10 protein-coding genes, 2 tRNA genes and 1 pseudogene are annotated in these 11,488 nt (G+C 70.7%); 7 read left to right on the top strand and 6 right to left on the bottom strand.

Annotated elements, in window-relative coordinates:
• Positions 1–50 precede the first annotated feature (50 nt).
• The 4 genes from V6U90_RS31250 to V6U90_RS31235 form a co-directional block, all read right to left on the bottom strand.
• The gene (locus V6U90_RS31250) at positions 51–479 is read right to left on the bottom strand and encodes a hypothetical protein (RefSeq protein ID WP_334444403.1); all 429 of its coding nucleotides are present in this window, start codon (positions 477–479) and stop codon (positions 51–53) included.
• Positions 480–499: 20 nt separating this feature from the next.
• Positions 500–575 (bottom strand) — tRNA-OTHER (locus V6U90_RS31245).
• Between the two features lie 62 nt (positions 576–637).
• A complete protein-coding gene (locus V6U90_RS31240) occupies positions 638–2,161 on the bottom strand; it encodes an ankyrin repeat domain-containing protein (protein ID WP_334444401.1) in 1,524 nt (507 codons plus the stop codon).
• Between the two features lie 86 nt (positions 2,162–2,247).
• Positions 2,248–2,321 (bottom strand) — tRNA-OTHER (locus V6U90_RS31235).
• A gap of 244 nt (positions 2,322–2,565) precedes the next feature.
• On the opposite strand from V6U90_RS31235, the gene V6U90_RS31230 reads away from it, so the two are divergent.
• From V6U90_RS31230 to V6U90_RS31215, 4 genes are all read left to right on the top strand, one after another.
• Positions 2,566–3,996: a cellulase family glycosylhydrolase gene (locus V6U90_RS31230; RefSeq protein WP_334444399.1), complete on the top strand. Its 1,431-nt coding sequence runs from the start codon at positions 2,566–2,568 to the stop codon at positions 3,994–3,996.
• Positions 3,997–4,065: 69 nt separating this feature from the next.
• Positions 4,066–4,473, top strand: coding sequence for an AraC family transcriptional regulator (locus tag V6U90_RS31225; RefSeq protein WP_334444397.1), 408 nt, complete (start codon positions 4,066–4,068; stop codon positions 4,471–4,473).
• Between the two features lie 35 nt (positions 4,474–4,508).
• Positions 4,509–4,928 (top strand): VOC family protein, encoded by a 420-nt coding sequence (locus V6U90_RS31220; RefSeq protein WP_334444395.1) that lies wholly within the window; start codon positions 4,509–4,511, stop codon positions 4,926–4,928.
• Positions 4,929–5,041: 113 nt separating this feature from the next.
• Positions 5,042–5,725 carry an iron-containing redox enzyme family protein gene (locus V6U90_RS31215; protein ID WP_334444393.1) on the top strand — a complete coding sequence of 228 codons (684 nt, stop codon included), beginning with the start codon at positions 5,042–5,044 and terminating at the stop codon, positions 5,723–5,725.
• A 31-nt stretch (positions 5,726–5,756) separates the two neighbouring features.
• Here V6U90_RS31215 and V6U90_RS34090 read toward each other — a convergent pair.
• Positions 5,757–5,819, bottom strand: a pseudogene (locus V6U90_RS34090) (hypothetical protein); the annotation flags it as partial.
• Positions 5,820–5,888: 69 nt separating this feature from the next.
• Between V6U90_RS34090 and V6U90_RS31205 the strand changes: the two are divergent.
• Positions 5,889–6,950: a pectate lyase family protein gene (locus tag V6U90_RS31205; protein WP_334444391.1), complete on the top strand. Its 1,062-nt coding sequence runs from the start codon at positions 5,889–5,891 to the stop codon at positions 6,948–6,950.
• A gap of 121 nt (positions 6,951–7,071) precedes the next feature.
• On the opposite strand, the gene fusA is transcribed toward V6U90_RS31205, so the two are convergent.
• Positions 7,072–9,153, bottom strand: coding sequence for an elongation factor G (gene fusA, locus V6U90_RS31200; protein WP_334444389.1), 2,082 nt, complete (start codon positions 9,151–9,153; stop codon positions 7,072–7,074).
• A gap of 663 nt (positions 9,154–9,816) precedes the next feature.
• Here fusA and V6U90_RS31195 point away from each other — a divergent pair.
• A complete protein-coding gene (locus V6U90_RS31195; RefSeq protein WP_334444387.1) occupies positions 9,817–10,794 on the top strand; it encodes a helix-turn-helix domain-containing protein in 978 nt (325 codons plus the stop codon).
• A gap of 422 nt (positions 10,795–11,216) precedes the next feature.
• A partial coding sequence (locus V6U90_RS31190; RefSeq protein ID WP_442933697.1) for a DUF6444 domain-containing protein occupies positions 11,217–11,488 on the top strand: 272 nt, incomplete at its 3' end.

The following is an 11,488-nucleotide window of genomic DNA, read 5'->3' as shown; positions in this document are numbered from 1 at the left end:
GGCCATCCCTCAATCAGAGATCAACTAAATGATCCCCGGTGACACGAGCGTTAGGAAACCCCCGTGACCACTGCGGTCCGGCCGGTGAGGTCGCAGCGGGCGTGCCGGCGGGCCCGGTTCTCCGTCGCGCACGGCGGGCACATCAGGTGGTAGTCCATGTCCACCGACCGGTACGGCGTCTTGCACACGTAGCAGCGCCGGGCCCGGATCAGTGCGGCGCCGCCGGTTCCGTCGGCGGCACCGCCCGGATCATCGGCGGTGGTGGACGGGATCTCGGTGTGGAACCGGGTGGCCCCGGCCAGCAGAGCCCGGTCGGCCTGCCGGGCCCGCAGGTCACGCCGGGCCTTGGCCCGTTTCTTCACCCTGCGGGCGGCGTCGACCACGGCCCGCTCCACCTCCCGGCGGGTCACCTCGTCGAGGTCGGCATCGTCGAGCCGGGCGAGCACGGCGAGGCAGGTCGCCACGTCCGCGCGATCCACGATGCCCCTCCCCGTTCAGGTGGCGAGACCGGCCGGATTCGAACCGGCGTCCTCCAGCTTGCTGTCAAGGCGCGTCGACCTCTGCGCTACGGCCTCGCCGCGCGGCAGCATACCGAAGACCACCGACAGCGATCTCCGGCCGGGTGGCCGCGCGGCTCCTACCGGGTGGCGGCGCGGCGGGCCCGCGCCAGGACCTCGGCCGGGGTACGGCCCGCCCCGTCCACCGCCTCCGGATCGGCCCCCGCCTCGACCAGCGCCGTCATCACCTCGACGGCGATCGTCGCGGCGGCGGCGTGCAACGGGGTACCGCCGTCGCGGTCCCGGTCGACCAGCGACAGCCCGGCCGCGAGCAGGACCGGCAGCACCCGGGTGTGGTCCACATGGGACACCCAGTGCAGCAGCGTGCCACCCCGGCCGTCGCGCAGCCCGGCATCCCTCCCTTCCGAAAGGACGGCCAGCAGACCGTCGGTGTCACCGTGCAGGGCGAGGGCGAAGATGTCCCGCCGGATCCTGCGGATCTCCTTCGGCACCGGGGTCGCCCCGGTGCGCCAGGCCCGGACCGCCGCCGCGCACCCGGCGACGGGACCGCCCAGGCCGGCGAGCAGGAACTCCCGGTGCAGTTCCTCGGCGCTGTGGTGCGGGGTGCGGATCCGCCCACCGCTCACCTCGACCAGGTGCCAGTCCGGACCGCAGCGGATGCGGATCTGCCGCCGTGCGGCCGGGGTCGGGGCACGCCAGGACTGCACCCGGTCGGGGAGGAGCGCCGCGTGTACCAGCGGATGCAGTTCGTCGGGATGCAGCCGACCATGACGCAGCAGGGCCACGTCGGCCGGTGCCGGTAGCCCGAACGCGTACGGCCCGACCCTGCCGTACTCCCGGGGCGCCCGCCGGACCGTCAGCCCGCCGTCGGGGGCGACGTCGACCGTGAGGGTGCCGTCAATGGACGCCAGGGTCGTCGCCCCGTAGCGGTGTGCCAGCCGCCGAACCTCGGCGGCCAGCACCGGGAGGGTCGCCGCGTACCGGCCGAGCAGCAACTCGACCGGCCACATCGACCACCAGCGGGGCGGGTCGGTGAGGTCCACCGCGAACCCGGCCGCCTCGTAGGCGGGTACCAGGTGCCCCACGCCGAGCCGCCCCGCGATGGTCTCCACCTCGGCGGCCCGGTCGACCGGTGGGCCGGGCGGGAACGGGGTGCCCGGCGGGTACGGACGACCGTCGGCGGTGTGCCAGGCGAGCCGGTCCGGTGCCACCCCGCACGCCCAGCGGCGGGCCGTCACCGCGTCCGCGTGCCAGCACCAGTCCGGCAGGTCGTACCAGCCACGCTGGAGGGTGCCGACGTCCTCGACCCGTAACGCCAGGCGCTGACGGGCCCGTTCGGTGTGCGGCAGTGTCGCCACCAGGACCGGGGTGCCCCGGCCCGCCGGCGCCATCCGCACCGGGGTCGCCCGTCGGGACAGCACCACCGGCAACTGCGGCACCAGCGCGAGGTTGTCCATCCGGGGCAGGTACCGGCGCAGCAGGTCGGGCGCGAAGCCGATCAGGTCGGCCTCGATCCGGGCCGCCTCGTCGCGGCCGTACCGGGCGGCCACGTCACGCAGGTCGATGTGCGCGTCGACACCCCCGGCGGCGCACACACCGCGCCAGTCACCGGCGGAGCGCCGGGCGGCGACGGTGGCGATCATCGCGGACGGGAGGCGTACCCCAGCATCCGGAGGTACCTCTCCCGGTCGCGTCGGCGTTCCACGGATCCGTCCTGAAGGTGTCGGGGAGCGGACCGGCCGGAATCGAACCGGCGTCCTCCCGATTGCAGTCGGGCGCGACGACCTCTGCGCTACGGCCAGCTCGCGGACGAGTGTAGACATCGTCGCCGCGCGACACGTGTTGCCAGGAGGTTACGGGCGGCTTTAGGCTGCCATGGGAGCGCTCCCGGACTTGGGTCGGACATCGACGACAGTGGCCGACCGGCGGAGCGTACCGGGAGCAGCGGCGACGGGGGCTGACGTCGCCGGCACGGGCTGCGCACACCCGCACCACATCCATCGTTCCCCACCCATGCCCGCACCCCGAACAGAATTGAGACGACCTGATGGCACACATCCCGCGCCTGTCCCGGCGCAACCTGGTCGCGGCCGGCGCCATCGGTGCGCTGACCATGGGCGCGTCGGTGGCCCTGCCGGCCACCAACGCCACGGCAGCCGCCGGCTGCGCCGTCACCTACACCACCAGCAGCTGGACCGGCGGGTTCACCGCCTCCATCACCATCAAGAACCTCGGTGACGCGATCAACGGCTGGACCCTCGGTTTCACCTTCCCCGACGCCGGCCAGCGGGTCGGACAGGGCTGGTCGGCGACCTACAGCCAGAGCGGCAGCACCGTAACGGCGAAGGACATGGGCTACAACGCCACGTTGTCCACCGGTGCCACCACCAACATCGGCTTCAACGGCACCTGGACCACCAGCAACCCCGCGCCCACGTCGTTCACCCTCAACGGGACGGTCTGCACCGGCTCGACGGCGCCCACCACCACGGCACCACCGCCCACCACTCCGCCACCCACCACTCCGCCCCCGACCGGCCAGACGCCGGTGGCGATCAACGGTCAGCTCCGGGTCTGCGGCGTCAACCTGTGCAACCAGTACAACCGGCCGATCCAGCTACGCGGCATGAGCACCCACGGTATCCAGTGGTTCAACCACTGCTACAACGACGCCGCTCTCGACGCCCTCGCCGACGACTGGAAGTCCGACCTCCTGCGGGCCTCGATGTACGTGCAGGAGGACGGTTACGAGACCAACCCGACCCTGTTCACCAACCGGGTCAACACGCTGGTCGACGAGGCCACCGAGCGTGGGATGTACGCGCTGATCGACTTCCACACCCTGACCCCCGGTGACCCGATGTACAACCTCGACCGGGCCAGGACCTTCTTCGCCGCCGTGTCGGCCCGCAACGCCAGCAAGAACAACGTCATCTACGAGATCACCAACGAGCCCAACGGTGTGAGCTGGTCGACCATCAAGAACTACGCCGAGCAGGTCATTCCGGTGATCCGCGCCAACGATCCGGACGCGGTGGTCATCGTCGGTACCCGCGGCTGGTCGTCGCTGGGGGTCTCCGAGGGCGCCAACTCCACCGAGGTCGTCAACAACCCGGTGAACGCCAGCAACATCATGTACGCGTTCCACTTCTACGCCGCCTCGCACAAGGACAACTACCGGGCCGAGCTGGAACGGGCCGCCGCGCGCCTGCCCATGTTCGTCACCGAGTTCGGCACCGTGACCTACACCGGCGGCGGCGCGGTGGACACCGCCAGCAGCACCGCCTGGCTGGACCTGCTCGACCGGCTGAAGATCAGCTACGCCAACTGGACCTACTCCGACGCCGACGAGGGCAGCGCCGCGTTCCGGCCAGGCACCTGCTACGGCAGCACCTACGCCGGTACCGCCGTGCTCACCGATTCCGGCACCTTCATGCGCAACCGCATCCGTACCCCGGACAACTTCCCCACCAGCTGACGCACAACCGGCGCTGGCGCCCTGCCACCCCGACAGGGCGCCAGCGCCGGGCCACCTATCCTGGCTGACATGAGTCGCGCGGTGGAGCAGTCCAACCGGGCGATGCTGCGGGCCCGGGACGCGATGGACCGCTCGTACGCCGAGCCACTCGACATCCCCGCGCTGGCCCGGATCGCGCACGTCTCCGAGGCGCACTTCATCCGTACCTTCCGGGCGACCTTCGGGGAGACCCCGCACCGCTACCTCCAGCGCCGGCGGGTGGAACGGGCGATGTACCTGCTGGTGCAGAGCGACCTCGACGTGACCGGCATCTGCTTCGCGGTCGGTTTCAGCAGCCTCGGCACGTTCAGCCGTACCTTCCGGCAGATCGTCGGCGAGTCGCCCAGCGGGTACCGCAGGAGCCGGACGCGGGCCTCGACCGCTGCGGTACCGAACTGCTTCGCCAAGTCTTGGATGCGGCCCAGCAGTTTTGGATAAGCAGCAGGTCAGAGGCACCGCCTAGGGTGATCAGCATGACGATTGACAAGATCACCCGCTCCCAGATCTACGTCCTCGACCAGGACGAGGCCCTCGACTTCTACGTCGGCAAGCTCGGCATGGAGGTCAACACCGACCAGGATCTCGGCTTCATGCGGTGGCTGACGGTGAACGTCCCCGGTGACCCGGAGCGCGAGATCCTGCTGGAGAAGCCCGGACCGCCGGCCATGGACCCGGCAACCGCGGAGCAGGTCCGGGAGATGCTCACCAAGGGCGCGCTGGGCGGCACGCTCTTCCTGACCACCGACGACGCCCACAAGACGTACGAGGACCTGGTGGCCAAGGGCGTCGACATAACCGACGAGCCGGTGGACCGCCCGTACGGTATCGACTTCGGTATCCGGGACCCGTTCGGTAACCGGCTCCGCATCGGCCAGATGCACCCCCGCCCCTGACCGACGGCGGGATCCGGCACCGGGCGCGGCGGCGACCTCCCCGGAGGGCGGTTTAGCACCCACCGGACGGGGCACTTCAGGCGGACTCCCCATCGGGATGAGAGGAGACCGCGATGCACCCGCCCGCGCCCCGTGGTCCGGTCTCCGCTGCCCTGGTCGAGGCGCTACGGGGCAGTCCCGGCCCGCTACCCGGCAGTCTGCTGGACGCGGGCCGGGCCTGGGCGCGGGCCGACCCGGCCGCCCCGGTGGACGTCATGCACGACGAGGACCTGCAACTTGCGCTGTTCACCTGCTACGAGTTGCACTACCGGGGCTGGGACGGGGTCGACGACCGGTGGGAGTGGGAGCCGTCGCCGCTCACGCTGCGCCGCGACACGGAGGACCGCTTCGAGCGGGCCCTGTCCGGTCTCGTCGGTCCGGTCCCGCCGTTGCGGCCCGAGGAGGTGCCGCAGGCGCTGCTCGCCCTGGCCGCCGCCGACGGGCCCTCGCTGTCGACGATGGTGCGGCAGCGGGCCACGATCGCCCAGTTCCGCGAGTTCGTGACCCACCGGTCGGTGTACCACCTGCGGGAGGCCGACCCGCACACCTGGGCCATCCCCCGGCTGGGCGGCCTCGCCAAGGCGGCGCTGATCGAGATCCAGATCGACGAGTACGGCGGCGGCCAGTTGTCCCGGATGCACGCCCACCTGTTCCGGGCCACGGCACGGTGGCTGGGACTGGACACCGGGTACGGCGCCCACCTCGACGCGGTCCCGGCGGTGACCCGCCTTTGTGCGTCCCGTCGCAGAAGGGTTTGATGGCCGATCCGCCGCACCGGCACAGGGCGACCGTCCGCCGCCGCGCGTCGATCGTCTCCCCGTTCTGGGTCCGCAGCGCGAAGTCGCCGCGCACCAGCAGCGGACCGTCCTCGTAGGTGGTGACGGTCGCCGCCGTCCGGTGCGCCCGGAAAGCAGAGCGACCATGCCCACCGCACCCACCCACCACACCCCCGCCCTGGTGATCCACAGTGGACGGTACCGCCGGCGGACCCGCCGTACCGCGCTCCTGCTGGCCGGTGTCCTGGCGGTCCCGCTGGCCGGTGCCGTCCCCGCCTCGGCCGTCACCACCGACCCGGCCGGGCCCGGCATCCGGTGCACCGGCTCACCGACCGGCTTCGCCTCGGTCAACGCCCTCGGCCAGAACGGGACCACCGGTGGGGCCGGTGGCCCGACCGTCACCGTCACCACCGCGTCCGCCCTGGCCAGCGCCGCCGGGACGGCCGGACCGTTGAACATCCTGGTGTCCGGTCGGATCCAGGTCAGCGACATGATCACCGTGGTGGCCAACAAGAGCATCATCGGCGTGGGAACCACCGCCGAGATCACCGGCGGTGGCCTGCAACTGGGCTCCACCACCCGCCCCGGCAACAACGTGATCATCCGCAACATCAGGTTCACCAACGCGTCGGACGACTCGATCAGCGTCACCAACAAGGCCCACCACGTCTGGATCGACCACAACGACCTGTCCGACGGCTACGACGGCCTGCTCGACATCAAACGAGAGTCCGACTTCGTCACCGTCTCCTGGAACCGGTTCCACCAGCACAGCAAGGCGGCGCTGGTCGGCCACTCCGACACCTACACCGCCGACATCGGCAAGCTGCGGGTCACCTACCACCACAACTTCTTCGACGGTACGGACCAGCGCCACCCCCGCGTCCGGTTCGCCGACCCGGTGCACGTCTACAACAACTACTACCGCAACAACGCGCTGTACGGCGTCGCCTCCACCGAGAACGCGGGCCTGCTCGTGGAGGGCAACTACTTCGAGAACGTCGCCCACCCGATCCACGTCGGCTACGCCGAGAGCGCCCCGGGCCGGGTGGTCGAACGGAACAACCTGTACGTCAACTCGGGCGCTCCGGAGACCGCCGGCACCGTCGTCGAGCCGAGCACCTACTACCCGTACACCGTCGACCCGCCAGCGACCGTGCCGGGCACGGTCACCGGCGGAGTCGGTGTCGGCAAGGTGTGCCAGTGACGCCGGCACACCCCTGACCAGCACCTCCGGTACCCGGCCGCTGGTCACGCCCGCATCGGCGCGACCAGCGGCCGGCCGCCATCGGACCGGCGTACCCCGGACCCCTGAGGCGACCCGTCGGCTACCGCCGGGGCACCCCGCCGGCCGCAGCGGGCGCCGGAGCGTAACCGGTGGCCCGGGTGGTGAACGTGCCCCGTCCCTGGGTCCGGCTCCGCAACCGGGTCGCGTACCCGAACAGCTCGGCCAGCGGCACGGTCGCGGTGACCACCACGGTGTCCGCCCGCAGCACCGAACCGGTGACCTGGCCACGCCGGGCCGCCAGATCACCGAGCACCGCGCCGACGGCGTCGCCCGGCACGGTGACGGTGACCTCGACCACCGGTTCCAGCAGGGCCATCTCGCTGGCGCGTAACGCTTCCCGCAGCGCGAGCCGTCCCGCGGTACGGAACGCCAGCTCCGAGGAGTCCTTGGAGTGGGTCGCCCCGTCGGTCAGGGTGACCCGCACACCGGTCACCGGGTGACCGCCCAACGGCCCCTCCGCCAGCGCGTCCCGGCAGCCGGCCTCCACCGCCCGCACGTACTCCCGGGGCACCCGGCCCCCGACCACGGTCGAGGCGAACACCAGGTCCGCGTCGCCGGAATCCGCCGTCAGCGGTTCGACGTCGATCATGACATGGGCGTACTGGCCGGCACCCCCGTCCTGCTTGACGTGCCGGTACAGCAGCCCCGACACCCCGCGCACGACCGTCTCCCGGTAGGCCACCTGCGGCCGACCCACGGCGACCTCCAGTCCGTGGGCACGGCGGATCTTCTCCACCGCGACCTCCAGGTGCAGCTCGCCCAGCCCGGACAGCACGGTCTGACCGGTCTCCGGATCGGCGCCGACCGTCAGCGACGGGTCCTCCTCAACCAGCCGGAACAGCGCCGAGGCCAACCGTTCGGTGTCGGTGCTGCGCCGGGCTTCGACCGCGACGCTCACCACCGGCTCGGCCGCGCCCGCCGCCTCCAGCAGCAGCGGGGCGTCGGGTGCGCAGAGCGTGGCCCCGGTACCGGCGGCCTTCACCCCGACGACCGCGACGATGTCACCCGCCGAGGCCCGCTCGACCTCGGTGTGCCGGTCGGCCTGGATCCGCAGGATCCGGCCCACCCGCTCGGTACGGCGGGTACGGCTGTCCAGCACCGTCGCCCCCTTCCCGATCGTTCCCGAGTACACCCGCAGATAGGTCAACCGGCCGTTGCCGGTCGTGGCCACCTTGAACACCAACGCCGCGAACGGTGCCGCCGGGTCAGCGGTCCGCTCCTGCACACCGCCGTCCCAGGTACCCCGCACCGGCGGCACGTCCAACGGCGCGGGCAGGTAGTCGACAACGGCGTCCAGCAGCGGCTCGATCCCCCGGTTGCGGTACGCCGACCCGCACAGCGTCACCACCCCGGCACCGGTACGGGTCACCTCCCGCAGGGCGCTGACCAGCGTCGACGTAGATACCGACGATCGGGCGCAGAACTCGTCCAGCGCAACCGGATGCCGCTCGGCCACCGCCTCTTCCAACAGCCGCCGTCGCCGCTGCGCCTCGTCGCGCAGCCCGTCCGGGACCGGTTGCTCCACAGGGGACTGCGCATCGCCGGACCAGACGAGCGCCCGCATCCGGACCAGGTCGACGACGCCGGTGAACCCGTCCTCCCGACCGATCGGCAGGTGGACCACCAACGGGGTCACCCGCAACCGGTCACGGATCGACTCCACCACCGCGTCAAGGTCCGCGCCGGCCCGGTCCAGCTTGTTGACGAACGCGATCCGTGGCACCCCGTACCGGTCGGCCTGCCGCCACACCGACTCACTCTGCGGTTCGACCCCCGCGACACCGTCGAAGACCGCGACCGCGCCGTCGAGTACCCGCAACGAGCGTTCCACCTCGTCGGAGAAGTCGACGTGCCCCGGGGTGTCGATCAGGTTGATCCGGTGGTCCCGCCAGGTGCAGCTCACCGCCGCCGAGAAGATGGTGATCCCCCGGTCCCGTTCCTGGGGGTCGCAGTCGGTAACGGTCGTACCGTCATGTACCTCGCCGCGTTTGTAGGTGCTGCCGGTGGCGTACAGGATCCGCTCGGTGGCGGTGGTCTTACCGGCGTCGACGTGCGCGAGGATGCCGAGGTTACGTACCCGGGCCAGCGGGTCCGGGACAGGACGGTGCAGGTTGCTACGCATGGTGGAAGGGCCTTTCGTGGCGTGAGTCCAGAACAGACGACACGAGGTCCGGACGGAGACCTGGCCGGGGCAGCCAACCGTTGACCCGCACAGCACGGATCAGGAAGACGCCCGACCGGTCAGCTCATGACCGGCCGGTACGGCGGCTCAGAGGTTCGTCACGGACGTCCGGCGACAGCCGTACCGCTGACACCGGACACCGACGGAGACACCAGAATCACCTCGTGCCGCGACGCGGGAATCACCACAGCGGTGCGGTAACGCACGGCCGGCTCCCCTCACTGGTCACGGTGCGCCCGCCACTCACGGCAGGGCGCCAAGGCTGTCGACAACTATAGATCGCCGTCCCGGCCCCACAACCGGATTTCGGGTCCGCTCGCCCACCCACCGCCACGCGACGAACCCGAAGCCGGCCAGCCCTACCCGACGCGGTCCGACCCGCCCTCGACTACCCCTGCGGAATCGGGTCGACCGGGTGGTAGCGAGGGGTGTCGGGCTGTTGCGAGATGTCACCGGCTGATGGGTCGACGTCACGGCCGCCGTCTTCGCCAGCGAAGTGTGTCCGGGATGGGCAACGGAGATGACCGGCCAACCCACGATCCGCAGCCGTGTCGGCCCTTATTCTGGTGGTACTGCTCCGACGCGTCGCGACAACATGGGGTCATGGACGTGGTCAGCACCGACGAGGTCCCCCCGGCGGAGCGGTTCGCCTACTGGCGCGAGGTGATCTCGAAGCTCGCTGTGCCCTATGACCTGCGCTGCGACCCGCGCGTGGAGAACGGGTTCTGGGCGCATGCCGGCTTCAGTGCGTTCGGTCCCGTGCGTGCTGCCCTGGCGACCGTGATGCCACACTCGCTCCACCGCACGCCCAAGCTCATCCGCCAGGCCGACCCCGAGGTGTTCGAGGTCGTCTGCACCGTGTGCGGCGGCACGGTGAGCCAGGACGGCCGAAGCGCGGATCTGGGCGGCGGGGATCTGGTTCTCCTCGACCCCTCGCGTCCGTACCGCATCGAGCCTGCGCCGTATATCCCGCTAAGCCGGGTACTGCTCCTGCACACCCCGCGCTCGCTCCTGCTACTCCCCCCGAAAGACATGCGGAGCTTGACCGCGGTGCGCATCCCGGGTGATCAGGGCGTCGGTGCGCTGACGTCACAGTTCCTCCTGCAACTGGCCCAGCGCATGCCCGAGCTTGGCCCCTCGGATCTCCTCCGGCTGTCCACCCTCACCCTTGAGGTGCTCGGCACGGCGCTCGCCCACGCGCTGGAGACCGAGAGCATGGTGCCGCCCCGCACTCGGCAGCGAGCACTGATGGCGCAGATCAAGGCCTTCATCCGGAACCACCTGGGTGACGCGCGGCTCACTCCGGACGCGATCGCCTCTGCTCACCACATCTCTTTGCGCTATCTGCACAAATTGTTCCGGCAGGACGGGCAGACCGTCGCAGGCTACATCCGCGAGCTCCGTCTGGAGCAGTGTCGGCGCGACCTCACCGACCCCCGCCTGTGCGTCCGCCCGATCCAGGCGGTCGCGGCCCAGTGGGGGTTCACCAGCCCCGCGCACTTCAGCCAGGTCTTCCGCAGCGTCTACGGCCTCTCCCCGCGCCAGTTCCGCCACCAAACCATGAGAGTGCACGCAGACTGAACAACTGTGCACGCAGCCGTAAGGACAACCCGTGCTACGGCGTACATCCTCTTGATAACGGACAGTAAAGACCCGTGCATGCCGACCTGTCGGCACCACACGCCAAGTCCTGAGAGGAACGGGACCTCAAATGCCACAACCATGGAGAAGCCTTTCTGGTGGGCGCACAGACAGAACCCCACGGTCACGCCCTCGGATGCCGACCATTGCCGCTGCATTGGTCGTGCTGATCTCGGTGTTCTCGATGACCACACCGACGGCACAGGCCACGGAAACAACGCGCGAGGGGACTTCGAGCAGGACCGACGGTGACTGGTCAGGTGCTCGTCGGCGGGTCGGCTTGACCTGGGTCGTTCGGGTTGGATCATGGTTGGGTGTCCGGAACGCCGTCCATCGTGGAGCTGCTTGAGCGGCTTGCCCGGTTGGAGGCCCGGGTTCTTGAGTTGGAGCGGGACAACGCCGGGTTGCGGCGGGAAAACGCCGGGTTGCGGCGGGAAAACGCCGGGTTGCGGCGGGAAAACGCGGTGTTGCGGGCGGAGAACGCGGATCTGCGGGCTCGGCTCGGGCAGGACTCGTCGAACTCGTCGCGGCCGCCGTCGTCGGATGGGCTGGCCAAGCCGGCGCCGAGGTCGTTGCGGGCGCGTTCGGGTCGGCGGCCGGGTGGGCAGCCTGGTCATGAGGGTCGCACGTTGCG

Origin of the sequence: Micromonospora sp. CPCC 206060 (assembly GCF_036906895.1) — a bacterium.
Taxonomy (GTDB): Bacteria; Actinomycetota; Actinomycetes; order Mycobacteriales; family Micromonosporaceae; genus Micromonospora.
This window is presented reverse-complemented; position numbering and strand designations above follow the sequence as displayed.